This is a genomic window from Micromonospora sp. NBC_01796 (genome assembly GCF_035917455.1).
Classification (GTDB): domain Bacteria; phylum Actinomycetota; class Actinomycetes; order Mycobacteriales; family Micromonosporaceae; genus Micromonospora_G.
Genome location: NZ_CP109078.1, coordinates 5,095,659 through 5,120,170, shown reverse-complemented (window position 1 = coordinate 5,120,170; position 24,512 = coordinate 5,095,659). Strand labels below are relative to the sequence as shown.

Here is a 24,512-nt window from a genome sequence, read left to right as displayed (position 1 = left end):
GAAGGGTGGAGCTGGAATGGCGGACGGAGGTACGCGGGCGGATGCCAATCCGCGAAAGAGAAACCGCGCCAGAACCGCGCGTCGCGGCGTCACTCGGGGCGACGCCGGGGAGACCGGGCCACCCTCCTCCGTGGGTTCCGCTGGTGCGGGAGGAGGGTCAGCTTCGCGTATCAGCCAGCCGCGGGCAGGCGTCGGCGGCAGCCGGCAGGTGTAGACCTGCGGGCCGCACGACGGCTGCGGTGGCGAACATGGCGATCACGTTAGGTCGGAACGCCGCCCGTCGCCATCGATATTCCCCACGGGCACAGGGAGCCCGGGACCGGGTGGCCCAAGGCGGCCGAGCCGACGCCGGACCAGCCGACGCCGGACCAGCAGCCCGCCCAGCAGCAGGGTCAGAACGGGCAGCAGCACCAGTCCGATCAGCCGCAACGGCAGGATGCCGCCGGTCGCCGTGGTCGCCTCGACCGGGTCGACGGCCTCCCCCGCGACCGTGACGTACACGGGGACACCCACGCTGCGATTCACGCCGATGCCGGTACGACCGTCCGGAGCGGACACCGAGAAGATCACGGCGACCTGGTGCTCACCGGGTTCGGCGTTGGCCGGTACGGCGATGTGCAGGCTCACCTGTCCCGCCGTCCCACCGTCCAGACGGAAGCGTTCCGGCTGGACCCGGACCCATCCGGCGGCCGAGTGGGGTGCGTCCGACCGGAAGTGGAGATCGCCGTCTTCCCCCGCCGTGAAGCTCTCCATCCGGGTCACGACATCAGCCGGGATACGGCCTTGGTTGGTCACGGTGAACTGTCGGGGTCGCGCCGTCTGGTCGGCCGGGACGAGCACCCGGCTCGGGCTCACATTGAGCGCGAAGTCCGGCTGCGCGGGCTGCCGGGCGACCGCGGGCGCGGTCGGCGTCATCACGAACACGACCGGGAGCGTCGCTCGAATGAGATTGATCCACATATTTTCTCGTTCGAATCCTTAGTCGCGTGGTAACCGCCATTCATCCTAGCCGCATAACTCGCGGGAAAACGCCTGGTCGATCGAACTCTCTGCACCCGAGCCATCGTTTCCGTCCCGACCGAAAGCACTGTCCACTGTCCAAACAGACCACAGGATGCTCTCTATTCACGACAATGGTCCGAACGAGGAAGTCGGGTGGAAATGTGAGGTGGGCTCCACTCTCGGCGGCCATCGCCTGCCTCCTGGTCCTCGGGTGTCCGATGCGGGCGGGGGCCGCCCAGGACGTTGACGCCACCATCACCGTCCTGGCAGGTGAGCTGTCCATTGCCGTACCGACCTCGGTATACCTCGGTCTCGCGGTGGCGGGTACGGTGCGCGGTGGTCGGCCCGGTCAGCGTCGCAACGGCCATCGGATCAGTCCGCGACGCTCGCGCGGGCCAGGTGCCTACCCGTTCCCGCCTCGGGTCGTGCCGCCAGGAGCCGTCGACGACGTCGACGCAGGAGAACGGTCGTGACCAGTGCAAGAACCGCCAGTGCCGCGGCGGCTGCGCCGTACCGCATCCAGGGGGTGACGGCCTTCTCCTCGGTACGGGTGGCCACGGCACCGGCGGGCAGCAGGTCCGAGTGGGTCGCACAGACGAGCGGCTTCTCGGCCCCGTCGGCGGTGGCGCATGCGACCGTGGCGAGGCGGAGCAGTTCGTCGGGCGTCTGCCCGAGCCGGGCGACGGTGGTGAACGTCGCCTCCTGACCGGTCTTCAAATCGGTCGGCCAGACGACCCGATCGGCATCGGCGGTGCCACCGTTGTCGGCGGCGGCGAACGTCAGACCCGCGGGAAGGCTCTGCGAGATCTCGAGTCCCTTCGCCTCCGTCGTACCGAGATTGCGGATCGTGATCTTGTACGTCAGCTCGTCGCCGGCGGCGGCACTGGTCCGTCCGTTGTCGATCGCGATGCTCAGCAACGGCTGCTCCGCGTCGACCGTCGGCGTCGGGGCCACGCCCGTCCGAGGTGCGGCCGGCACGGCCACCGACATCGTGATCATCGACACCACGGCGGCTACGGCAAGGGCGGGGAGGTTGGACATGATGCTCCTAGCTGCTTCCTACTGGGTGATCGCTATGTACTCCAACGTCACGGAGTACTCATCGGCCACGACCTCCGGGATGAGAACCTCGTAGTCGTTGCTGATCGCGTCCCCGCCGGGGGCCGATGGTGTCGACTGTCGGTACAGGACGAGCGCGGTCTCGTCGGACAGCGGTAGAAAGGGCCCGGCGCCGTTCTCGCGTACCCGGAGGTTTTCGATCGGGATGGTGTCCGGGTTGGCGGGAAGCGCCGGCGTGAGCTCGGGCGCCAGGGCCTGGACCGTCACCAGGTAGCCGGTGGGACTGTTCGTGATGACCGTCATGCTGACCGCGTCGTCCTTCCTCGCGACGTCGCCGGAGAGGCCCGCGATGGCGACCGTGGCGGGCAGGTCGGTGAGGGTGATGCTCTGCTCCACCACGGTGGTGTCGGTGACACACAGGGGGTCGGTCCCGTCCTCCGGACAGTTGTTGCCGAGGGTGGTGGAGGTGACGGTGTTGACGAGTTGCCCGTCGCCGGTCGTCGGCTGGTTGACCAGCACGGTGTACGTGATCGCGGCGGTGGCACCGACCGGCAGGTCACCGGTCCAGGACAGTGCCGCGGTGGTGTACGTGAGCGCGCCGGTGGTGGCGGTGGCGTCGTTGCCGTAGCCGGCGTCGTCGAGCACTCCGACGAGGGAGTCGGTGACCGTCGCGCCGCGGTAGGGCGACTCCCCGCTGTTGGTGATCAGCACGGTGTACTGGAGCGTCCCACCGGCGACCACCGTACTGCTGGCGGCGGTCTTGGTGATGGTCAGCGCCGGGACGAGAACGGCAACCGTCGCCGTGCAGGCCGGACCACCCGGGCAGTTGGCGCCGGGGGTGTCGGAGGTGACGGTGTTGACCAGGATCTCGTCGCCGTCGTCCGGGAAGTTCACGGTGACCGAGTAGGTGATCAGGGCCGCGCCGCCCACCGGTAGGTCCCCCGACCAGCTCAGCACCGGCTCGTCGTAGGAGACCTCGCCGAGTGTGGTCGCGGCGTCGGAGTTGTAGTCGGCGTCGTCGAGCACCCCGGTGAGCGGGTCGGCGAACGTCGCGCCCACGTACGGCGACTGCCCGGTGTTGGTCACCCTGATCGTGTAGGTGACCGTGCCACCGGCGGTGACGGTCGCGGTGTCCGCCGCCTTGGTGATGCTCAGGCCGGGAATCAGGATCGCGACGTTGGCGGTACAGGCCAGGGCGAGACTGCCGGTCGGGCAGTTGTTGGCCTGCGCGGCGGAGGTGACGGTGTTGGTGAGGATCCGCCCGCTGGTCTGGGAACCACCGACCGTCACGGTGTAGGTGATGGTGACGGCGGTGCCGATCGGTATGTCGCCGGTCCAGGTCAGGACCGGGGCGTTGTACGACAGCGCCCCGCTGGAGGCGACCGCGTCGCCGTTGTACGCGGCGTCGGCCACCAGACCGGCGAGCGAGTCGGTGATCGTGGTGCCGAGGTACGCGGTCTCACCGGTGTTCGTGGCGGAGATCGTGTACGTGACGGTCCCGCCCGGTGTGGTCGTGGGGTTGTCGGCGGTCTTCTGGATCGCCAGGCCGGGCAGGAGGACGGACACGGTGACGGTGCAGCCGGGCCCCGGTGCGGCGGTCGGGCAGTTGGTGCCCGGCGCGTCGGTGGTGATGGTGCTGGCGATGGTCCGGTTGCCGGTGTCCGGACTGTTGACGGTGACGGTCCCGGTGACGACCACGACGCCGTCGATCGGGATGTCGCCGATCCAGGTCACGGCGGCGCCGACCACGGTGAGGGTGCCGGAACTGGCGACCTGGTCGCCGTTGGGTCGCGCGTCGTCGAAGACGTTCGACGCGTTGGTCACGATCCTGATGCCGGTGTAGGCGGTCGGACCGACGTTGGTGAAGGTGGCGGTGAACCGGATGACGCCACCGGGGGTCGCGGTGGCGACGTCGGCGACGTTGGTGATCGCGAGCGCCGGGATGAGCACCGCGACGGTCGCGGCGCAGGCCGGGTCGGTGCCGCCGGCCGGGCAGTTGCTGCCGACGGTGGTGGAGGTGACCGCGTTGCCCATGCTCCGGTCACCGGTGGCCGGGGTGCGCACCACGACCGAGTAACTCACCACGACGGCGGCGCCCACGGCGAGATCACCGATCCAGGTCAACACCGGTTCGTCGTACGAGACCGCCCCGCCCGAAGCGGCGGCGTCGCCCTGGTAGACGGCGTCGTCGAGCACACCGGCGAGGTCGTCGGCCAGGGTGGCCCCGGTGTACGGGGTCTGCCCGCTGTTGGTGACGGTGATGGTGTAGCCGACCGTGGCGCCCGGCGTGGTGGTGCCGGCGCTCGCGTGTTTCGCGATGCTCAGGGCCGGCAGCAGCACCTGGACGGTCACGGCACAGGCCGGATCGGTTCCACCGGGCGGGCAGTTGCTGCCCGAGCTGGTGGAGCTGACGGTGTTGGTGAGGATCCGGCCGCCGGTCTGCGGATCGTCGGCGGTGACGGTGTACGTGATCGTCGCGGTCCCGGCGATCGCCAGCGCCCCCGTCCAGGTGATGTTCGGGGCGGTGTAGGCGACGGTACCGACGCTGGCGGTGGCGTCGGTGTTGTAGCTCGCATCGTCGAGCAGCCCGGCCAGGCTGTCGCTGATCGTCGCGGCCGGGTACGGCGTCTCACCGGTGTTGGTGACCGTGATCGTGTAGCCGACGATCCCGCCGGGGACGGTGGTGGCGCTGCTCGCGGTCTTCAGCACGCTCAGGGCCGGGACCAGGATCGTGACCGTGGCGGTGCAGGCCGGGTCGGTGCCATCCGACGGGCAGTTGTTGCCGGGCGCGGTCGAGGTGACCACCGAGGTCATGCTCCGGTTGCCCGGATCGGGGTCGTGCACGGTGAACGAGCGGGTGATGGTGGCGCTCGCACCGGGGGCGAGGTCGCCGGTCCACCGGATCGACGTGGGCGGCACCAGGGCGATGGTGCCGGTCGAAGCGGCGGCGTCACCGTTGTACGACGCGTCGTCGACCGAGCCGGCGAAGTCGGTGGTGAGGCTGATCCCGGTGTACGGCGTCTGCCCGGTGTTGGTCACCGTCGTGGTGAACACGACCGTTCCGCCCGGAACGGCGGTGGGAGCCCCCGGGCTGTTCACGATGGTCAGGACGGAAACCGTCACCGTGCTCGTACAGGCGGGGTTGGTGTTGCCCGCCGGGCAGGTGCTGCCGACCGCCGCGGAGGTGACCGTGCCGGTCAGTATGCGGTTGCCGGCATCCGGGACGGCGACCGTGACGGAGTAGGTGACGGTCGCGGTCGCGCCCGGGGCGAGGGTGCCGGACCAGACCAGGTTCGGGCTGGTGAAGACGGCGGTGCCGGCCGACGCCACGACGTCGCCGTTGTACGACGCGTCGTCCAGCACTCCGGCCAGCGCGTTGGTCACCGTGACGCCGGACTGGGCGGTCTGGCCGGTGTTGGCGATGGTGGTGGTGTAGCCGACCACGGCACCGGGTGTCGTACTGGCCGTGCCGGCGGCGGTGGTGATGGTCAGGGCGGGCGTGAGCACGGCGCGCAGCACCGTGCAGGCGGGGTTGGCGCTCGCCGGAAGGCAGTCGCTACCGACCTCGGTGGACGACGCCACGTTCACCATGACCTTGTCGCCCAGGTCCGGATTGTTCACCGTCATCGAGTACGTGATGACGGCGATCGCACCCACCGGCAGGTCCCCGGTCCAGGTCAACGTCGGTGCGACGTACGAGAGGCTTCCCGTGTCGGTGGTCGCGCCGCCGTAGGTGGCGTCGTCGAGTGCACCGGTCATGTTGTCGGTGACCACCGCACCGAAGTAGGGGGCGGTGCCGGTGTTGGTGATCCTGATGGTGTAACCGACCGTCCCACCGGGGGTGGTGACGGGCACGTTGGCCGTCTTGGCGATGCTCAGGCCGGGGAGCAGTACCGCCACGCTGGCCGTGCACCGTGGGTCGGTCCCGTCGGACGGGCAGTTGTTGCCCGGGATCGCCGACCTGACCACGCTCGTCATGACCTTGTCGCCCGGATCGGGATTCCGTACCAGGAAGTTTCTCTCGATCGTGACCTCGTCGCCCACCGGAATGTCGCCGGTCCATTCCAGCGTGGTCGGCGTGACCACGAGGGTTCCCGAGGAGACCGCGTCACTGGTGAGGATGGCGTCGTCGAGCAGGTCCGCACGGTCGAACGAGACGGTGACGCCGAAGAACGGGGTGCCACCGGTGTTGCTGATGACCCCGGTGAAGGTGACCGTGCCACCCAGCGTGGTGGTGGCCACGTCGGCGGTGTTCACGATGGTCAACTCCGAGACCGTCACCACCGTCGTACACCGGGGGTCGACGCTGCCCTCGGTGCAGTTGCTGACCTCCGCGGCCGAGACCAGGGTGTTGCTCATGCTGTTGTCGCCGCCGGGGGCGAGCACCGTCACGGAGTAGGTGACGGTGATGGACCCGTTCGCCGGCACGTCGCCGTTCCAGGAGAGCACTGGTTCGTCGTAGTCGACGGTCCCGCTCCCCGTCGCCACCGCGTCGTTGTTGTAGTCGGCGTTGTCGAGCACGTCGGTCAGCGAATCGGTGAAGTCGGCGCCAAGGTAGGGCGACGCGCCCGAGTTCGCGACGACGATCGTGTACGTCACCACCGATCCGGCGGTCGTGGAGGTCACGTCGGCGGTCTTGATGAAGCTGAGTTCGGTCGACGGGACCACCGCGACGGTGACCGTGCACCGGGCGTCGGTCGCGAGCGCTGGGCAGTTGGCTCCGGGCGCGCCCGAGCTGATCGAGTTGACCATGCTCTGGTCGCCGGGATCGGGGTTGTCGATCGTCACCGTGTAGGTGACGGTGACGGTGACCCCGACGGCCAGGTCGCCGGTCCAGGTCAGCACCGGTGCCGCGTATGACATCGAACCGCCGGTGGCGCCCGCGTCGCCGTTGTAGACCGCGTCGTCGAGCACGTCGGTCAGGTCGTCGACCACGCTGATGGCGGTGTAGGCGATCTGCCCCGAGTTGGTGATCGACACGGTGTAGGTCAGGGTGTTGCCCGGCGTGGCCGCCACGGCGTTGACGGACTTCACCGTGGTCAGCGCGGGTGTGAGCACCAGGACGGTCGCGGTGCAACCGGCCGCCTGGCCGGCCGCGGAACAGGAGCTGCCGGCGGCGGTGGAGTTGACGGTGTTCACCATGATCTTGTTGCCGGGATCGGGCGACCGCACGGTGACCGAGTAGGCGATGGTCACGGCCCCACCGACCGGGACGTCGCCGGTCCAGGTCAGCGTCGGTGCCGCGTACGACACCACACCCGCGCTGGCGCTCGCGTCGCCGTTGTACGTCGCGTCATCCAGCACGCTGGTCAGCGGATCGGTGACGCTGATCGCGGTGTACGGCGCCGTACCCGTGTTCGTCACCGTCAGGGTGTAGCCGACAGCCGCGCCCGGTACGGCGGTCGCACTGTCCGCAGTCTTGGTGATGCCGAGCCCCGGTATGAGCACGGCCACGCTGAACGCACAACGCGGGTCGCTGCCTCCCGCCGGGCAGTTGTTGCCCGGCGCGGCCGACGACCAGCTACCCCTGATCACGTGGTTGCCCGGGTCCGGATCGAGCACGGTGGCGGTGCCGGTCAGCGTGATCGTCTCCCCTACCGGGATGTCGCCGGTCCAGACCGCGCCGCCGGAGCCGGCGATGAGGGTGCCGGAGGAGGCTGTCTGGTCACCGGTGGGGAGGACGTCGTCGATGAAGTCGGAGAAGTCGGCGCTGACCCTGATCCCGGTGTAGGGCACCTGGCCGGTGTTGGTGAAGGTGGCGTCGACCCTGATCACGCCTCCCGGCGTGATGGTGGCCACGTCGGTCGTGGTGACGATCAGCAGCCGGGCGACCGGCACGCTCACCGCGCACGCGGGAATGGTGTTGCCGACCGGGCAGGAGCTGCCGACGGCCGCCGAGGCGACCCGGCTGTTCAGGACAAGGTCGCCGGTGTCCGGATTCGCCACCGTGACGGAGTAGGCGATGGTCGCCGAAGCACCCGGGGTCAGGCTTCCGGTCCAGGTCAGGTTGGGGCTGGTGAAACCGACCGTGCCGGCGGAGGCCGAGGCGTCGTTGTTGTAGACCGCGTCGTCGAGGACCCCGGCCAACGCGTTGGTGACGGTCAGCGTCGGGTACGCCGTCTGGCCCGAGTTGGTGATCGTGACGGTGTAGCCGACCACCGAGCCGGGCGCGGTGCTGGCCACGTCGGCCGTCGTGGTGATCGTCAACGCCGGCACCTCCACCAGCACGGTGGCGGTGCAACGTGGGTCGGTGCCCGCGACCGGGCAGTTGCTGCCGGGGGTGGTGGAGACGGCCGTGTTGGACAGGATCTTGTCACCCGGATCGGGGTTCAGGATCGTCATCGAGTACGTGATCGACGCCGAGGCGCCGACCGCCAGGTTGCCCAGCCAGCTCAGGGTGGGGGCGGTGTAGGACACGGTGCCGGTGGACGCGGTCGCGTCACCGTTGTACGTGGCGTCGTTGAGCGGGTTCGCCAGCGAGTCCGTCACGCTGGCACCCACGTACGCGGTCTCGCCGGTGTTCGTCACCGTGATCGTGTACGACACCACGCCACCCGGTGTCGCCGTGGCCACGTCGGAGGTCTTGACCACCTCAAGGCCGGGGATGAGCACCGTGACACTGGCCGTACATCTCGGATCGGTGCCGCCCGACGGGCAGTTGTTGCCAGCGGCGGTCGAGGTGAGCGTCGAGACCATCGCCCGGTTGCCGGAGTCGGGGGCGCGCACCGTGACCGAGAACTGCACGGTGGCGGTCACCCCGACAGCGAGCGAACCGGTCCAGGTCAGCACGGAGCCGCTGAGCGTGACCGTGCCGGTGCTGGCGGTGGCGTCCGCGTTGTAGACGGCGTCGTCGAGCACGGCGGTCAGGTCATCGGCCACGCTGATCGCGGAGTAGGCGGACTGGCCCGTGTTCGCGATCGTGATGGTGTAACCGACCGTGTCGCCGGGAGTGGCGGTCGCCGCGCTCGGCGTGTTGGTCAGGGTCAGTCCGGGCAGCAGCACGGCGACGACCGCCACGCAGCGCGGATCGGTGCTGTCCCCGGCGCAGTTGGCCCCCGCCGTCGGTGAGACCACCCGGTTGGTCAGCGTCCGGTCGCCCAGATCGGGAACGGAGACCGTGACCGAGTACGTGATAACGGCGGTCGCGCCCACCGCGAGGTCGCCGGTCCAGGACAGGGTCGGGGCGGTGTAGCTCACCACTCCGGCGGTGGCGGCGGCGTTGGCGTCGTAGGAGGCGTCGTCGAGCACCCCGGAGAGCGAATCGGTTAAGGTCGCCCCCAGGTAGGCACTCTGGCCGGTGTTGGTCACCTCGATCCGGTACGCCACCACCGTTCCCGGCGTCGCGGTCGGCGTACTCGCGGTCTTGAGCAGGGTCAGGCCGGGGATGAGGACGGTGACCGTCGCGGTGCACCGGGCGTCGATGCTGCCGGCGGCACAGTTGTTGCCGACGGCCGTCGACGAGAGCACGGTGGTCAGCACCGACTGGCCGGTGGTGGCGGCGGTGACGGTCGCGGTGAACGTGATGGTCACCGAGGCGCCGACCGCGAGGTTGCCGGTCCAGGTCAGGTTCGGGCTGACGTACCCGAGCGTGCCGCTGGTGGCGGTCGCGTCACCGTTGTACGTCGCCCGGCCGAGCAGCCCCGCCAGGGAGTCGGTGACGCTGATCCCCGTGTACGGCGTCTGCCCGGTGTTGCTGATGACCACGGTGTAGCCGACGGTCGATCCGGGCGTGGTGGTCGTCGTACTCGGGGTGTTGGTCAGCACCAGGCCCGGTACCAGCACGGTGACCGTCGCCGTACAGCGGGCGTCGCTGCCCCCGGACGGGCAGTTGCTGCCCAGGGTCGCGGAGGTCACCGTGTTCGTCATGACCTTGTCGCCCGGGTCCGGGCTGCGCACCGTCACCGAGTAGGTGATGGTGGCGCTCGCGCCGACCGCGAGCACACCGGTCCAGGTCAGGTTCGACGAGGTGAACCCGACCGCGCCGACCGTCGCCACCGCGTCGGCGTTGTACGTCGCGTCGTCCAACACCGCAACCAGCGCGTCGGTGAACCCGGCACTCGCGTAGGTGGCCTGGCCGGCATTGGTCACGGTGACGGTGTAGTGCACGACGTCCCCGGGTGTCGCGGTCGCCATGTCCGCGGTCTTCACGATGGTCAGCACGGCCACCGGGACGCTGGCGGTGCACCGGGCGTCGACACTGCCGGCGGCGCAGTTGGTCCCGAGCGTCCCGGAGGTCACCGTGTTGGTCAGTCTCAGGTCACCGGCGGACGGGTTGGCCACGGTGACCGAGTAGGTGATGGTGACGGCCGCACCTGCGGCCAGGTCACCGGTCCAGGTGAGGGTCGGGTTGACGAACGACACCGTGCCCGAGGTGGCGGTCGCGTCCGCGTTGTAGGTGGCGTCGTCCAGCACCCCACCGAGCGGGTCGGTCACGCTGACGCCGGTGAAGGCGATCGAGCCGGTGTTGGTCACGGTGATGGAGTAGTTGACGGTTCCGCCGGAGGCGACGGCGTTGACATTGGCGGTTTTCGACACGATCAGCGGGCCCGCCGCGATCACGTGGGTGACCGCCTGGGTCGCCTGCTGCCCGGCGGCGTCGACCACCTGCACCGTGTAGGGGTAGCTGCCGACGGTGGTCGGCGTGCCCGAGAGCAGACCGGTGCCGGTGTTGAGGGTGAGGCCCGGCGGCAGACTGCCCGCCGAGACCGACCAGGTGAACGGGGCCGTGCCACCGTTGACGGTCAACTGGTCGCTGTACGGCACGCCGACCTGGCCCGGTGGCGGCGGCGGGAACGTCAGGGTGGGCGAGGCGGTGATGCCGAGCGCGACCGTACGGTTGGCTACCTGCGCGAACGCGTCCACCACCCGGACGGTGAAGGAGTAGTTGCCGCCCAGGGTCGGCGTGCCGGAGAGCAGACCGGTGGCGGTGTTGAGGGTGAGGCCGGGCGGCAGGCTACCCGCCGGGATCGACCAGGTGAACGGGGCCGTACCACCACTGACCGTGAACGGCACGCTGTAGGCGATGCCGACCTGGCCCTGCGGCGGTGCGGGGAAGGTCAACGTCGGCTGCGGTGCGATGACCACGGTGAACGCCTGGGTGGCGGACTGGTTGCTGGCGTCGGTCACCTGGACGGTGAAGGGGAAGCTGCCGGCGGCGGTCGGGGTGCCGGAGAGCAGGCCGGTGGAGGCGTTCAGGGTCACCCCGGGCGGCAGTGAACCCGCGCTGACCGACCAGACGTACGGTGCCGTACCGGCGGTGACGGTGAGCGGCACGCTGTACGCCACACCGACCTCACCGGTCGGCGGCGGCGGATTGGACAGGCTCGGTGAGAAGTTCGGCGTCACCGCCGCGGACCGGGCCGAGGGCGGACCCGCGCCGCCGGCGTTCGTCGCCGTGACGGTGAAGGTGTACGCCGTACCCGGTGTCAACCCGGTCACTGTCTGGGTGGTGGCCGCCCCGGCGAACGTCTGCGTGGTCTGCGCGACGTTGCCGATGTACGGCGTGACCACGTACGAGGTGATCGGGCTTCCTCCGGTGCCGGGTGCGGTCCAGGTCAACGTCGCGGACGAGTCCCCGGCGCTCGCGGCCGTGATCGTCGGCGCTCCGGGCAGGCTGAACGGCACCACCCCGACCGACGCCGGGCTGGGCAGACCGGTGCCGATCGCGTTCACCGCCGTGACCGTGAAGGTGTACGTCGCGCCGACGGTCAGCCCGGTGAGCACCCGGCTGGTGGTGGAGGCGTCGTACGTGATCGGGGTCTGGGCCACCCCGTTGCGGATCGGGGTGACGATGTAGCTGGTGATCGGGCTGCCGTTGCTCGCCGGCGCGACCCAGTTGACGGTGGCGCTGCCCAGGCCGGCGGTCGCGGTCGGGGCGGCCGGGGTGCCCGGCCGGTCGGTGTAGACGTAACTCGCGGCGGCGGCGACGCCCCTGGTGACCACGGTGATGCCCACCGTGGCGGCGGTGGTCCGGGCCGGCATGGACGAGATCGCGAGTGTCCCGTCGCCGTTCACGGTGAAGCATCCGGCCGCCGGGCCGGACTGGCAGGGCAGCAGCGTGACCGGCGTGCCTGCCTGTTGCTCGGCCGTGGTGCCGATCTCGATGGCGGTGGCCCCGGCGATGTTGGTGCCGCCGACCGTGACGGGGATGCCACCGGCGATCGTGCTGGTGGCCGGCGTGACGGTGATCCCGCTCGGGGTGGCCGGCACCGTACCCGCGGTCGTCGTCAACGCGAGGCCGGGGTTGGCGTCGATGGACGAGGCGGCGGCGGTCGACCCGGTCTGGATCAGGGTCGGTGTGACGCCCGTTCCGGTCACGATGCCGACAATGCTGACCGGCGACAGGGTGGATCCGTTGGCAAACGGGGCGTTGCTGTTGGTACACGTGATCTTCTGTCCGACCGGGGCCGCGCAGACCCAGCCCGTGCCGAACGCGCCCACCGGTACCACGCCGGTCGGCAAGGTCTCGGTCACCGAGATCGGGGCGGTCTCGTCGGCGCCGACATCGACCCCGGCGACCACCGTGTAGTTCACCGGGTCACCGGGTTGCGGCGTCGGGCCGGTGTAGCTCGTCTGCGACACGTTCAGGTCCGGCACCGGGGTGAAGGTGACCACCTTGGTGTTGTCGACCTCGTGGTTGTCCACCACCGAACCGGTGGAACCCACCCAACCGAAGGCGAGCTGCCGTGGTATCCCGCTGCTGTTCAACCACGTCGCCGACGGGTACAGGCCGGCGGCCACCGCGGGCAGCGGGCCTGTCAGGGAACGTGGGGCCCCACCGACGGGCGTGAACCTCACCAGGTAGGTACCGGCAGCGACGACCAGGCCAGAGGCGGTGGTGAACGAACTGGCCGTCGGATTGATCACCACTTCGACCGGAACGACCGAGGCGGCCCGGGTGGCCGCACGCAACGGAATCACCGGGGAGGAACTGTTCGTGGCGGTGCTGTTCAGCCCGCAGTAGCCGACCGTTCCGCGCCCCGGCCCGCGAACCACCACCTGGCCCGCGGTCTTGGTCGCGCTGATGAACGGCGGATCGACGCAGCCAGTCCCCTGGTACGTCGGAGTGCTGTAGTTCCCGAAGACGTCGAAGCCGATGCCCAGGTAGCCGTTGGCCAGGCCGTTCAACGCTCTGGTGCTGGTGTAGCCGAGCCCGCCACCGACCTGCCCGAGGGTCGCGGGCGCGGTCCCGCCGGTGGGGTCGACCGCCGCGAGGACGAGCGACATCCCGTCCGCGTTGCCACCGCCCCACTGGTAGAGGTTGAACGTGACGTCCAGACCCATCGAGGTGGGGACGCTCGCCGCGCCGAACACGCCACCGATCTTGTTGATGGTGGTATCGGTGAGACGCAGCTTGCCGCTGCCGAGCGGGTCGGTCGTTCCCGTGCAGCTGTACAACCCACCCGTACCGGGATTACCCGAAGCGGTCAGGCAGGCGACGTTCGTCCCCGTCCCGCCGGCCGGTAGGGCCGGCAGGATGACGGCGCCGAGACCGTTCGCCGAATTGTTGTGGAACGGCTGATCGAACAGGGTCGAGCCGACCGCCGACGCCACGGTCGCTGGCAGGACGACCGCCAGTGTCGCGAGCAGCACGGCGACAACCCCGGCACCGATCCTCCGCCGTGCTGCCAGCCTTCTGCTGTTCACAGCGTCTCCGCGGCTTCGGTACTGGCCCCGATCACCAAACCGAGCGAAAGTCGCGTTTCCACACATACCCCCCGTATGACTCACCGAGGGTATAACGGGCACCATTGCCTCTATACCGGATAATAGGAATAAGCGAGACCTAGCTCCGTCAGCTCCTCCGTGGGGTCGTTGGGGCCAGGGAGATGGTCCGAGCACCGGAGCCGAAACAGGTCTTCCCCTGCGCGCCCACCTCAAGGTGGATGGGCGCCACCTGGCCCGTGACCAGGTCGGGGAATTCGAGCGGGCAGTGGCAGCACCTGCTGGGCGCCTCGGGCACCGGACGCCGAGTGGCTCCGGTCATCGGTCAGACCGCCCGCAGCCGGCGACGGATCGGCGGCTCGTCGATCCAGCCGAGAAACCGGACCTCGATCTGCTCGGCGGTCAGCTCCACCAGGACGGGAGCCGCCCTGTCCCGGAAGTGCGCCATGAACGCCAGCATGCGGTCCGGGTCGTCCCGGTAGAGCGTCCACATCCGGCGCCGGAAAACCGGACACGGCCACTCCCCGTTGTCATCGCGGCAGCGCCAGTCGGCACCGGGGCGGTGCGGGGCGCGCAGATCGTCCTCGTCGTCGTCCATCACCGGGCAGCTCCGTTCTCTAAAGGAAGTCAGGTCAGTTGGACGATCCGGTGCCGGGAGCCGTCGGGCAGGACGACCACGAACTCACCACCGGGGGCGATGGTTTCCAGCCGCTGCGCCAGCAGGAGCGACCGGTTGAGGGCGTCGGTCCGGCTGAGGGTTACTCCGGCCAGGAAGTCGAGCGCGTCGGCGGCGGCCGGAGTGAGATTGAACGTGACCTTGGTAAGGGCGCTCATTCGGTACGCCGTACCTGCACCCAGCCCAGAAACCGTTCGTAGAGGATGCGGGAGTCGGGCGGCTCGCCCAGTTGCGGATCGATCGAGTGGAGATCTTCCAGCGCCTCGACGAATTGAGCGGCCAGGAAGAGGGTCAGGTTGATCGTCTTGTCGCGAAAACCGGCCGCCAGGTCGAGCCGCGCGTCCGCGCAGGGCCACGGCTGGGCATCCGTACGGCAGATCCACAGCGGTTTCAGGGGCAGATGTACGGGGCTTTCCCCCGCTCGCCCGGTCATGCCCGACCACGCCGATCCCGTACGCGATACCCGGTTTGCTGGCCGAGCGTCATGATGCGCGGCCGGTATTCGGCGATCGCCTCCGTGGCCCAGCACGGCGGTACGGGTGGCGGCTGCGTCACGTCCGATTGCGGCGAAGCGGCGACCGACGTTCGCCGCCGAAGCAGCTCCCGCCAGCGTCGGATGAGTAACATCGCACCTCCTCAATGTTGGCTGCGGGGCCGTCCCGTGGGGGCGGGACGGCCCCGCGCAGTTCCACCCGTCCTTGTCGACGGGCTTCGCCGAAGGGATGTGGATCCGAGCGGAACCGCTTGCAGTCCACTCTGTACGGCAGCTTCCGGAGATTGCAATGGTCGATCTTGCGACAATTCAAAATAAGTAGTCGCTGTATCGACATCCGACGTTCAGCCGTCGCATAATCGCTTCGCGGATGCAGGAAATTGAGACAGGGGGACGAATGACGGATACGGGATCGTCCGTACCGCGTAGGCAACTGGGTCGGTATCTGAAGCAGGCTCGCGAACAAGCGGGGATCACTCTCGAGGCCGCAGCAAGAGATCAAGAATGGTCCCGAGCGACGATGTATCGGATCGAGGGCGGATACGCCGCCGTACGACGGGCTGACGTCGTGTCGATGTGCACGGCGTACGGCGTGTCGGCCAAGATGACCGAGGCGCTCATCGCGCTCGCAGCCGAAACCAAGGCCAAGGGCTGGTGGCACGCGCACGGCGCGGCGATCCCGAGTTGGTTCGAGCTGTACGTCGGCCTGGAGTCGGCGGCTTCCCGGTTGCGCCACTTCGAGCCGGCGTCCGTGCCGGGACTCCTGCAAACCAGGGAGTACGCCGAGGCACTGTTGCGCTCCCACCCGGAGATCGCGGATGAGGAGGTCGACCGTCTGGTCTTCGTACGGATGGAACGCCAGCAGTTGCTCCGCCGCAAGTCACCCACCCCGCCACAACTTGACGTCCTGCTCGACGAGGCCGCGCTCCGCCGGCAGGTGCCAGGGATGGCTCGGCAACTCCGGCACCTCAACGAGCAGGGGAAGACCAACCGGGTGAGCATCCGGGTCGTGCCCACGCTGGCCCGACTCAACTACGCGCTGGCCGGCGGCAGTTTCGTCATCCTGGACTTCCCTGCGGTCGGGGTCCGCACCCCGGAGCCGACCACCGTCTACTGCGAGTCGCTGACGGGCGCCCTGTACCTGGACAAGCCGACGGAGGTCGCGACGTACGATGGCGCATGGAAGGCGCTCGAAGACTCGGCCCTGGACCCAGGCCGGTCGGCCGACCTGATAGCGATGATCGCCAAGGAGATTGACAATGCGTGACCTCACCGGCGCCCGTTGGCGCAAGTCCAGTCGTAGCAACGGTTCCGGCGGCAACTGCGTGGAGGTCGCCGACAATCTGCCGGGGCACGTTTTCGTTCGGGATACCAAGGACCGTGACGGTGGCACCCTGACCTTCGGGCCGGCGGCATGGAGCGCCTTCGTCGGCTTCGCCAAGACCTCGGCTAGCTGAGCAGGAGCATCACGAAAGTTTGGCAAGCCGCCGACGTGGTTTCGGAGCCAGCAAGGAGAGCGACGATGCGTGACCTGACCGGCGCACGGTGGCGTAAGAGCACCCGCAGCGGCAGCACTGGCGGTGATTGCGTGGAGGTGGCGGACAACCTGCCCGGCGTCGTGGCGGTGCGGGACACCAAGGATCGTGACGGTGGCACCCTGACCTTCGGGCCGGCGGCGTGGAGCGCCTTCGTCGGCTTCGCCAAGACCGCAGCCCACTGACGACAGACCGATAGGAAGAAAGCCCCCGGCGTTGACGCTGGGGGCTTTCTTTGTTCTGCTGGCCCAGCGCCGGTCCCCTGCCGACCCGTGGGCGCGGGCCGGCCGGGGACCGGTCAGCAGTCACGGCGCCTGACAGTGCTGGCCCGATGTCGTACAGGGAACCGCGCTGGCCCGAGGATGAGCACTCGGGAGTACATGGACCGGTTCCCGAAGTCCCGGCCGACCGCCACCGATAGCCGCGCGCCCACCCATCGGGCGAAATTCAAGCCAACCGCACTTCAAGATCGGTGGTGCTGTGGCGAATTTCTGCCCCCATAGGGGCAGTGGACCGCCACAGCCCGCCCCGGCGGGACACGCACCGCCGGGCCGGGACACGCACCGCCGGGCCGCCGGGGCGGGACAGGCACCGCCGGGGCGGGGTACGAGTGAGGTCCCCGGCCGACCCGTGGGCGCGGGTCGGACGGGGACCGTCCTACTGCTGGTGGTACCTGTCACGTGGGTGTTGCGTCAGCCGTCGGGGTCAGCCGAGGCCGTTCTTGACCGCGGTGATCAGTTCACCGTTGGTGGTGTCGCCGGAGAGCTCCCAGAAGAAGGAGCCACCGAGACCCTGGTTGTTGGCGTACGACATCTTGCCGTTGATGGTGCTGGGGGTGTCGTAGCTCCACCAGTTGCTGCCGCACTTGGCGTACGCGGTGCCGGCGATGGTGCCGGTGGACGGACAGGTGTTCTTGAGGACCTTGTAGTCCTCGTTGCCGGCCTCGTAGGTGCCCTGCGCCGCCCCGGTGGCACTGCCACCCGGTGCCGCCTGGGTCACCCCGGTCCAACCGCGACCGTAGAAGCCGATACCCAGCAGCAGCTTGCTGGCCGGGATCCCCTTGCTCTTCAGCTTCTGGATCGCCGCGTCGGAGTAGAAGCCGGCCGTCGGGATACCGCTGTACGACGTCAGCGGCGAGTGCGGGGCGGTCGGGCCCTGCGCGGCGAAGGCGCCGAAGTAGTCGTAGGTCATCGGCATCAGCCAGTTCAGGTTGTTGATCGCCCCGGCGTAGTCGGTGGCGTCGATCTTGCCGCCGTTGGTCCCGTCCGCGGTGATCGCCGCGGTGACCAGGGCGGAAGAACCGAACCGGGTACGCAGCGCCTGGATCACGTTCTTGAACGCGTTCGGGCCGCTGGCGTCACAGGTGAGGCCACAGGCGTTCGGGTACTCCCAGTCGATGTCGATGCCGTCGAACACGTCCGCCCAGCGCGGGTCCTCGACCAGGTTGTAGCAGGAGTTCGCGAAGGCGGTCGGGTTCGCCGCGGCCTGGGTGAAGCCGCCGGACCAGGTCCAGCCACCGAACGACCAGATCACCTTGATGTTCGGGTACGCCGCCTTGAGCTTGCGCAACTGGTTGAAGCTGCCCCGCAACGGCTGGTCCCAGGTGTCGGCCACGCCGTCCACACTGTCCGCCGTCGTGTACGCCTTCTCGTAGTCGGCGTAGCTGTCACCGATCGTGCACTGGCCGTTCGTGGTGTTGCCGAAGGCGTACATGATGTGGGTCAGCTTGGACGCGGACCCGCTGGTGACGATGTTCTTGACGTGGTAGTTCCGGCCGTAGACGCCCCACTGCGCGAAGTAGCCGACGACCTTCTTGCCGCCCGGCGGCGGGTTGGTCGGCGGCGTGGTGGTGGGCGGCGGGGTGGTTGGCGGCCGGGTGGTCGGCGGCGCGGTGGTGGGCGGCGCGGTGGTGGGTGGGGTGGTCGGCGGCCGGGTGGTCGGCGGGGTGGTCGGGGTGGTTCCGCCACCGCACGAGGCGCCGTTGATGGTGCAGTTCAGCGGTGCCTTGTACGCGCCGGTGCCGTTGTAGCCCCAGGAGAACGAGGCGCCGGGGGCGAGCGCACCGGCCCAGCTCTTCTTGACCGCTACGTAGTGGTTGTTGGTCCGGGTCACGTCGGCGTCCCAGAAGCTGCCGATGGTGGTGCCGGACGGCAGGTCGAACTCCAGCCGCCAGGTGGCGAGCGAGGCGTCGGTGCCGTTGGTGATCGTGACGCGGGCCTCGTGACCGGTCCCCCAGTCGGAGGCGGCCGCGAACGTGGTGGTGACGTTTCCGGCGCCGAAGGCCGCGGTCACCGGGACGGCGGCGACCGCCACCGCGACCACGGCGCCGGCCCAGAACGCCCGACGGAGGGAACTTCTCATGCGGCGTCTCCCTGACAACAGTTAGGAAACTTTCCAAATAGCAAGTGAGACGCTACTCACGGGTTCACCACTCCGTCAAGATGTCCATGTTTCGATTTCCGGATGTCGGCGGATGACCAGGTCAGCGGGTAACCTCACGCACATGACGATCTTCGACATCAACCTGGCGGCGCTCGGCGGCGGTCCGGCCCGGTTGGATCAGTACCGCGGCAAGGCTGTCCTCGTGGTCAATGTCGCCTCCAAGTGCGGCAGCACCCCGCAGTACGCCGGTCTCCAGGCGCTCCAGGACAGCTACGGCGAGCGCGGGTTGGTGGTGCTCGGCGTACCGAGCAACCAGTTCGCCGGCCAGGAACCCGGCACCGCCGAGGAGATCGCCGAGTTCTGCTCGACCAATTACGGGGTGACGTTCCCGCTGACGGAGAAGATCGAGGTGAACGGCCCCGGCCGGCACCCGCTCTACGCCGAACTGGTCGACTCCCCCGACGCGGACGGTTACACCGGCGACATCCGGTGGAACTTCGAGAAGTTCCTGGTCGCCCCGGACGGCACGGTAGCCGCCCGCTTCCCCACCAAAACCGACCCCCAGTCCCCCGACCTGACCACCGCCATCGAACAGGCCCTCCCCCACTAACCCCCCACCCCACCCCACCCCCACCCCCACCCCACCCCCCGAACGTCCCGCCCCGCACCCGCCGACGATCTTGCAGTTGTGGTGCCCCGAATCAGGGCATTCCTTCGGATTTGCGTACCACCACAAGTGCAAGATCGTCGACGTGGCCGGTGTGGCGGGCAGGGGGGAGGGGCAGGGGGGAGGGTTAGGGGGTTTGGGTGGGGCAGGTTGGGTTGGTGGGCGGCAGCAGGCCGTCGCGTAGGTAGGTGTTCACGGTGGTGTCGACGCAGGCGTTGGCGTAGTTGCCGTAGACGCCGTGGATGCGGGCGTCGGCCAGGGTGAGCAGGCGGGAGCCGGTCAGCGCCCGGTGCATCGCCAGCGCGTGCTGGTAGATGGTCCGGGTGTCCCCGGTGGCGGCCACGATCAGCGCCGGCACGTTGTTGTCCACCCTGGTCGGCTGCTCGCGGGGCAGCACCGGCCAGGACATGCACGGGCCCGGGCTCCGGACGAACGCCCCGAACCGGGGCTCGGCTGCCCGGTGCTCCCGGATCCCACGCCAGTAGTGCTCCGGGTCGCGGGAACCGGCCCGGTCGGCACAGATGATCGCCGCCTGCACGCTGCCGTACGCCGACTCCGCGCCGGTCAACGCGAATTCGAGGGTGTCGGCGAGCGACGGGGTCGGCTCGGCCGGCAGACCGGCCGCCGCCCGAGCCAGCACACGTACGGTCTCGGCGAGGTCGTCACCGGTCTCGTCGCGGTCGTCTGAGAGCCGGTTGAACAGCAGGAACGGCACCAGGGACGCGTCCACCCGGTAGTCGCCCACCACCAGCGGCCGGCGCGCGGCGGCTGCCGAGATCCGGTCCACGGTGGCGAGCACCTGCCGTTGCGTGATGCCCAGTCCGTACTCGGAATGGCGGTCGGCGGTCCACCGGGCCCAGTCGCGCAGCGCCGTCTCGTTGGCCGGGCCGGCGTCATGCAGCAGCTCGGGACCGTACCGCTGCGGGTCGACCGCGCTGTCCAGCACCATCCTGCCCGCCCGCTCCGGGAACAACTGGGCGTAGACCGCACCCAGGTAGGTGCCGTACGAGTAGCCGAGGTAGGACAGCTTCGGGGCACCCAGCACCGCCCGGATCAGGTCCATGTCACGGGCGGTGTTCCGGGTCGAGGCGTACGGCAGCAGGTCGGGCTGGCTGCGGGCACACCGTTCGGCCAGGTCCCGTTCGAACTTCACCACCCGGTCGAAGCCGGCCCGGTCAGGTCCGGCCGAACGGGTCCAGGTACCGGTCGGCCAGCCACAGTCCAACGGGGTGCTGCGGCCGACGAACCGTGGGTCCATGCCGATCAGGTCGTACCGCGCCCCGACGTCACCCATCCAGTCGCGTACCGGGAGCACGTCGGTCCGGCCGGGTGCACCGGGACCACCGGTGTTGAGCAGCAGTACGCCGATCCGGTTCGCGGTGTCGGTCGCCGCCAGCCGGGACATCGCGATGGTGATCGCCCGACCGCCCGGCCGGGTGTAGTCCAGCGGCACGGTGATCTCGGCACACCTCGCCCCGGCCCGGTCCAGTTCCCCGCCCGCCTCGTCGCCCACGTCCTGCCGGCAGTCCCCCCAGTCGACCCGCTGATGCCGGTACCCGGCCAGCCTGTCGCTCCCGGCAGCGCCGGTGACAGCAGCACCGCTGGCAGCGCCGGTGACAGCAGGACCGCTGGCGGCGCCGGTGACAGCGCCGGTGACAGCAGCACCGCTGGCAGTGGCACCGGCGACGGCAGCGCCGGCCATGTTGATCACCGACAGGCCGGCACCGGTCGTCAGTGCGGCGACGAGGATCGCCGAGGCGCTCTTCCACCCTGCTCTGTTCATGTTCTCCTGCCTCTCCTGTGGACGGTTTGCGGTAGACCGCTGTCCGGGCTCATCGGGCTTCGCAGAGGGCGGTACGGACGGTGGCGTGCAGGGCCGCCCAGCCCTCGTACGACATGGGTTCGTCGTTGACGACGAGTTGCACGGACCGCCCGTCGACGGTGGTTGCACCGAGCGTCCGAAAACCCGGCGTCGTCCCGCCGTGGCCCCAGTAGGTGCCCCCGCCGCAGCCGTCCAGCGGGGTCGAGATCAGGCCGAGGCCGTACCGGGCGCCCGGCCACAGCCGGTCGGGATCGGCCGGTACGGTCTGCCGCATCTCGGCTAGTTGGGCGGGCGGCAGCAGCCGGCCACCGAGCAGCGCCGTGAAGAACCGGTGCTGGTCGGCCAGGGTGGACACCAACGCCCCACCGGCACCGCCGAAGGACATGTGGAAGTCGGTCCGGTCCACCTTCCGTACGGTGCCGTCCACCTCGACCGGCGCGTAGCCGCGCGGATGCGGCCCCCGGATCCGCACCGAGTCCCCCGGCCAGTACGTGTCCCGCAGGCCGAGCGGGACGATGACCCTCCGGGTGATCTCCGCACCGATGTCCCGACCGGTGACCCGCCCCACGATCAGCCCCGCCAGCAGGTAGTTGGTGGTCGAGTAGTTCCACCCGGCCGGCGGTGGCGGCTGGGCCAGGGCGAGGGCCAGGAGTTCCGCCGGCTCGAAACGCCGCAGCCGCCAGCTCTCCACCCGGTCCCAGTCCAGCGCGTCCACGTGGTCGGGCAGGCCGCCGGTGTGCCGGAGCAGGTCCCGGACGGTGATCCGCCGGCCGTCGTAGCCGTTGCCCCGGACCAGTCCGGGCAGGTACCGCTCGACCGGAGTGTCGAGGTCGATCCCGGCCCTCGGCGACGAGTTGGAGCACCACGGTCGCGGTGAAGGTCTTGGTGGTACTGCCGATGCGGATCCGTTCATCGGCCGACATCGGGCGGCCGGTACGCAGGTCGGCGAGACCACTGCCGGCACTCCACCGCCCACACCCCGGGGCGTGCACCTCGACCGCCGCACCGACCAGCCCGTACGTCGTGGTCAGCTCGGTCAGGGCGGCGGCCGTACCGGGATGGTCGGTGCAGCGGACCGGCGGCCCGCCACGTCCCGGGTGGGCGGTGGCGACACCCGGTACGGCAACCGTCCCCCCGAGCAACAGCAGGCCGCCGACCAGGGCGAAACACCGCCTTGTCCATTCACGACTTCTCATACCGGTGACGTTAGGTACGCGGTGGCGTACTCCGCGATGGACCGTGCACCCCGGTAAAAGGTGTAGCTGGCTACACCTGACACCCGCGTCCACGGCCCGGAGAATGGGGGCGTGCGGACGGCGTGGGCGGCGACCCGGCAGGTGTTGACCGGCGGCCTGACCGGGCTCGCCTCGATCGGAGTGCTCGTCGCGCTGGCGGTGGCCACGGTGCTCATCCCGGTCGGCATCGGCCTGCCCCTGCTGCGCCCGGCCGCACGACTGGCCCGAACGCTGGTCGGGTACGAGCACCGCCGCGCCACCCGTTACCTGCACCAGGAGGAGGACGAGGAAGAGGCGGAACCCGGTCCGCTCGACCCGCGACGGCTCGGCTGGCTCGGGCTGCACCCGATTGCCGGGATCCCGTTCGCCGCCGGGGTGCTGCTGCTGTGGCTGGTCGCCGCGGGTGTGGTGGTCGTGCCGGCGCTCTGGTGGGGCGTACCGGGCGGTCGGCCGTTGACCTTCGTTGTCCCGATCACCACCTGGTCACACGCGCTGCTGGTGCCGCCCCTGCTCACGGCCGGGGCGCTGGCCGTACTGCGCTGGGGTGTGCCGGTGCTCGCGCTGGCCCAGGCCCGCCTCAACCGGGCACTGCTCGCACCGGGACCGGGTCAATCGCTCGCCCGCCGGGTGGCAGAGCTGTCCGAGAGCCGGGCCGGGGCCCTGGACGCGCACGCCGCCGAGCTGCGCCGGATCGAACGCGACCTGCATGACGGCACCCAGGCCCGGCTGGTGGCGATCGCGATCCAGCTCGGGGTCGCGCAGAGCCGCCGGGCGGCCGACCCGGCACTCGCGGACCAGCTCGTCGGCCGGGCCAGGTCGGGAGTGGAGGACGCTCTCACCGAGCTGCGCGCCGTGGTCCGGGGCATCTACCCGCCGATCCTCGCCGACCGGGGTCTGTCCGGAGCGGTGCACGCCCTCGCCGCGGCCTGTCCCGTGCCGCTGACCCTGCGGATCGCCCCGCTGGGCCGGCTGCCTGCGGCGGTGGAGAGCGCCGCCTACTTCGTCATCGCCGAGGCCCTGACCAACGTCGCCCGGCACAGCGGTGCCAGCGGGGCCGAACTGCACCTGGAACATCCCGGTGACCGGCTCGTCGTACGCCTCGCCGAGGACGGGGTCGGTGGTGCCGACGAGCGCCGGGGCACCGGTCTGGCCGGGATCCGGCAGCGGGTCGCGGCGCTCGACGGGCGTACCGAACTGTCCAGCCCGCCCGGCGGGCCGACGGTGCTGCGGGTGGAGTTGCCGTGCGTGTCCTGATCGTCGAGGACAACGTCCTCCTCCAGGAGGGACTGCAACTGCTCCTGGGCACGGCCGGCTTCGAGGTGACCGCCGCCGTCGCCACCGCCGAGGACTTCCTCACCGCGCTCGACCGGCAGCGGCCGGACATCGCCATCGTGGACATCCGGCTCCCACCGACGTACCGGGACGAGGGGCTGCGTGCGGCGCTGGCCGCCCGTACCCGGCACCCCGGTCTGCCGGTGCTGGTGCTGTCGCAGTACGTCGAGCGGGCCTACGCCACCGAACTGCTCGCCGACGGTCAGGGCGCGATCGGGTACCTGTTGAAGGACCGGGTGTCCCGGGTCGACGAGTTCCTCGACGCGTTGCGCCGGGTCGCCGCCGGTGGCACCGCGATGGATCCGCACGTGGTGGCGCAGTTGGTCGCCGGCCAGCAGCGCAGTCCCCTGGCCGGGCTGAGTCCACGCGAGCGCGAGGTGCTGGCCCGGATGGCGGAGGGGCACAGCAACCCCGCCATCGCCGGGCAGCTCTTTGTCACCGAACGGGCGATCAGCAAGCACATCGGCAACATCTTCACCAAGCTCGGCCTGCCACCCGACGAGAGCGGCCACCGGCGGGTGATCGCGGTGCTCACGTACCTCGGGCATCACCCCGGCTGAGCGCGGAGCCGGCCTGGTCCGGTCGACGATTTCGCTGGTCGGAGAATCGGGCCGGGCGAGGCCGACGGACGTGATTTGATCACCG

General features: G+C 69.9%; 15 protein-coding genes and 1 pseudogene. 6 read left to right on the top strand and 10 right to left on the bottom strand.

Going from position 1 to position 24,512, the window contains the following annotated elements:
• Positions 1 to 255: 255 nt before the first annotated feature.
• The 6 genes from OIE47_RS23660 to OIE47_RS23635 all read right to left on the bottom strand — a co-directional run bounded on the left by OIE47_RS23660 (position 256) and on the right by OIE47_RS23635 (position 14,834).
• Complete coding sequence (locus OIE47_RS23660; RefSeq protein ID WP_326556720.1) at positions 256 to 924, bottom strand: hypothetical protein; 669 nt, start codon at positions 922 to 924, stop codon at positions 256 to 258.
• Between the two features lie 450 nt (positions 925 to 1,374).
• A complete protein-coding gene (locus OIE47_RS23655; RefSeq protein ID WP_326556719.1) occupies positions 1,375 to 2,043 on the bottom strand; it encodes a hypothetical protein in 669 nt (222 codons plus the stop codon).
• A gap of 18 nt (positions 2,044 to 2,061) precedes the next feature.
• Entirely contained in the window at positions 2,062 to 13,707 is an 11,646-nt protein-coding gene (locus OIE47_RS23650; RefSeq protein WP_326556718.1) for a DUF7927 domain-containing protein, read from the bottom strand.
• Between the two features lie 343 nt (positions 13,708 to 14,050).
• Positions 14,051 to 14,323, bottom strand: coding sequence for a hypothetical protein (locus OIE47_RS23645; protein ID WP_326556717.1), 273 nt, complete (start codon positions 14,321 to 14,323; stop codon positions 14,051 to 14,053).
• 29 nt (positions 14,324 to 14,352) lie between these two features.
• Entirely contained in the window at positions 14,353 to 14,559 is a 207-nt protein-coding gene (locus tag OIE47_RS23640) for a hypothetical protein (RefSeq protein WP_326556716.1), read from the bottom strand.
• A complete protein-coding gene (locus OIE47_RS23635) occupies positions 14,556 to 14,834 on the bottom strand; it encodes a hypothetical protein (protein WP_326556715.1) in 279 nt (92 codons plus the stop codon). Before OIE47_RS23635 ends, OIE47_RS23640 begins: the two co-directional genes overlap by 4 nt.
• A 457-nt stretch (positions 14,835 to 15,291) precedes the next feature.
• On the opposite strand from OIE47_RS23635, the gene OIE47_RS23630 reads away from it, so the two are divergent.
• The 3 genes from OIE47_RS23630 (at position 15,292) to OIE47_RS23620 (ending at position 16,614) form a co-directional block, all read left to right on the top strand.
• Positions 15,292 to 16,161, top strand: coding sequence for a helix-turn-helix domain-containing protein (locus OIE47_RS23630; RefSeq protein ID WP_326556714.1), 870 nt, complete (start codon positions 15,292 to 15,294; stop codon positions 16,159 to 16,161).
• Positions 16,154 to 16,351, top strand: coding sequence for a DUF397 domain-containing protein (locus OIE47_RS23625; protein ID WP_326556713.1), 198 nt, complete (start codon positions 16,154 to 16,156; stop codon positions 16,349 to 16,351). The genes OIE47_RS23630 and OIE47_RS23625 overlap by 8 nt, the downstream gene beginning before the upstream one ends.
• 65 nt (positions 16,352 to 16,416) lie before the next feature.
• Positions 16,417 to 16,614 (top strand): DUF397 domain-containing protein, encoded by a 198-nt coding sequence (locus OIE47_RS23620; protein WP_326556712.1) that lies wholly within the window; start codon positions 16,417 to 16,419, stop codon positions 16,612 to 16,614.
• A gap of 520 nt (positions 16,615 to 17,134) precedes the next feature.
• On the opposite strand, the gene OIE47_RS23615 is transcribed toward OIE47_RS23620, so the two are convergent.
• Positions 17,135 to 18,790 carry a glycosyl hydrolase family 18 protein gene (locus OIE47_RS23615; protein WP_326556711.1) on the bottom strand — a complete coding sequence of 552 codons (1,656 nt, stop codon included), beginning with the start codon at positions 18,788 to 18,790 and terminating at the stop codon, positions 17,135 to 17,137.
• A gap of 142 nt (positions 18,791 to 18,932) precedes the next feature.
• Here OIE47_RS23615 and OIE47_RS23610 point away from each other — a divergent pair, with 142 nt between their 5' ends.
• Entirely contained in the window at positions 18,933 to 19,421 is a 489-nt protein-coding gene (locus OIE47_RS23610) for a glutathione peroxidase (protein WP_326556710.1), read from the top strand.
• A 184-nt stretch (positions 19,422 to 19,605) separates the two neighbouring features.
• On the opposite strand, the gene OIE47_RS23605 is transcribed toward OIE47_RS23610, so the two are convergent.
• The 3 genes and pseudogenes from OIE47_RS23605 to OIE47_RS38055 all read right to left on the bottom strand — a co-directional run.
• The gene (locus tag OIE47_RS23605; RefSeq protein WP_326556709.1) at positions 19,606 to 21,261 is read right to left on the bottom strand and encodes an alpha/beta hydrolase; all 1,656 of its coding nucleotides are present in this window, start codon (positions 21,259 to 21,261) and stop codon (positions 19,606 to 19,608) included.
• Between the two features lie 49 nt (positions 21,262 to 21,310).
• Positions 21,311 to 22,213, bottom strand: coding sequence for a serine hydrolase domain-containing protein (locus OIE47_RS23600; protein ID WP_326556708.1), 903 nt, complete (start codon positions 22,211 to 22,213; stop codon positions 21,311 to 21,313).
• Positions 22,203 to 22,496: pseudogene (locus OIE47_RS38055) on the bottom strand (hypothetical protein); the annotation flags it as partial. The pseudogene OIE47_RS38055 and the gene OIE47_RS23600, both read right to left, overlap by 11 nt.
• Before the next feature lie 111 nt (positions 22,497 to 22,607).
• On the opposite strand from OIE47_RS38055, the gene OIE47_RS23595 reads away from it, so the two are divergent.
• Together OIE47_RS23595 and OIE47_RS23590 are read left to right on the top strand one after the other, a co-directional pair.
• Complete coding sequence (locus tag OIE47_RS23595) at positions 22,608 to 23,789, top strand: sensor histidine kinase (protein WP_326556707.1); 1,182 nt, start codon at positions 22,608 to 22,610, stop codon at positions 23,787 to 23,789.
• On the top strand, positions 23,777 to 24,427 hold the full coding sequence (locus OIE47_RS23590) for a response regulator transcription factor (protein ID WP_326556706.1): 651 nt from the start codon (positions 23,777 to 23,779) through the stop codon (positions 24,425 to 24,427). Before OIE47_RS23595 ends, OIE47_RS23590 begins: the two co-directional genes overlap by 13 nt.
• Positions 24,428 to 24,512: the final 85 nt, after the last annotated feature.

Coding starts and splice junctions, on each gene's coding strand:
- OIE47_RS23635 (WP_326556715.1), bottom strand. CDS start 14,834: ATGACCGGGCGAGCGGGGGAAAGCCCCGTACATCTGCCCCTGAAACCG.
- OIE47_RS23605 (WP_326556709.1), bottom strand. CDS start 21,261: ATGAACAGAGCAGGGTGGAAGAGCGCCTCGGCGATCCTCGTCGCCGCA.
- OIE47_RS23620 (WP_326556712.1), top strand. CDS start 16,417: ATGCGTGACCTGACCGGCGCACGGTGGCGTAAGAGCACCCGCAGCGGC.
- OIE47_RS23630 (WP_326556714.1), top strand. CDS start 15,292: ATGACGGATACGGGATCGTCCGTACCGCGTAGGCAACTGGGTCGGTAT.
- OIE47_RS23600 (WP_326556708.1), bottom strand. CDS start 22,213: ATGAACGGATCCGCATCGGCAGTACCACCAAGACCTTCACCGCGACCG.
- OIE47_RS23625 (WP_326556713.1), top strand. CDS start 16,154: ATGCGTGACCTCACCGGCGCCCGTTGGCGCAAGTCCAGTCGTAGCAAC.
- OIE47_RS23655 (WP_326556719.1), bottom strand. CDS start 2,043: ATGTCCAACCTCCCCGCCCTTGCCGTAGCCGCCGTGGTGTCGATGATC.
- OIE47_RS23615 (WP_326556711.1), bottom strand. CDS start 18,790: ATGAGAAGTTCCCTCCGTCGGGCGTTCTGGGCCGGCGCCGTGGTCGCG.
- OIE47_RS23610 (WP_326556710.1), top strand. CDS start 18,933: ATGACGATCTTCGACATCAACCTGGCGGCGCTCGGCGGCGGTCCGGCC.
- OIE47_RS23645 (WP_326556717.1), bottom strand. CDS start 14,323: ATGGACGACGACGAGGACGATCTGCGCGCCCCGCACCGCCCCGGTGCC.
- OIE47_RS23640 (WP_326556716.1), bottom strand. CDS start 14,559: ATGAGCGCCCTTACCAAGGTCACGTTCAATCTCACTCCGGCCGCCGCC.